Source organism: Streptomyces beijiangensis (genome assembly GCF_017315755.1).
Taxonomy (GTDB): domain Bacteria; phylum Actinomycetota; class Actinomycetes; order Streptomycetales; family Streptomycetaceae; genus Streptomyces; species Streptomyces beijiangensis.
On sequence record NZ_JAFLRJ010000750.1, the window covers coordinates 1 to 596 of the forward strand.

Genomic DNA, 596 nt, shown 5'->3' on the forward strand with positions numbered 1-596 from the left:
GGCCGAGCCCACGGCCCGCACCGCCTACACCGAGGCGCGCGGCCTGTGGCACTCCACGCCCGTGGACACCCTCTTCCCGCGCACCCTCACGGGCAAGGGCGCGGGCCCCGGCGGAGCGGACCGTACGTGGACCCGGCTGGCCGTCGCCCCCGACAGCTCCTGCGCGGGCGGCTTCGACCCCCTGCTCGTCAAGGTCCTCCAACCGGTCGGCTGCGTACGGATGCTGCGTGCCACGTACACCGACGCCACCCACTCCAGCGTCACCACGGTCGGCATGGTGTTCACCGAGGCGGACCCCGCCGCCATGACCGCCCTGCGAAACCGTTTCACCCGCGAGGGTCTGACGGCGCGCACCGATCTGATGCCGCGCACCTTCCCGGTCAGGTCCACCGACGCGGCGGGCTTCGGGAACAAGCAGCGCGCGAGCTGGACGGTGAGCGTCCTCACCGACGCCCCGGTCGTCGTGTACTCCGTCACCGGCTTCGCCGACAGCCGTGCCGTCACCACCCCCCAGCCCGCGGCCCTGGCGGTCAAGGACGGCGCGACAACGCCCGTCGCCCAGGCCGGACTCGGCCATGACGCCAAAGGCATCGAGG

1 protein-coding gene is annotated in these 596 nt (G+C 73.3%); it reads left to right on the forward strand.

Annotated elements, in window-relative coordinates:
• Nucleotides 1-596, forward strand: a 596-nt coding sequence (locus tag J0695_RS38845) for a hypothetical protein (RefSeq protein WP_206969565.1), incomplete at both ends; no start/stop codon positions are given.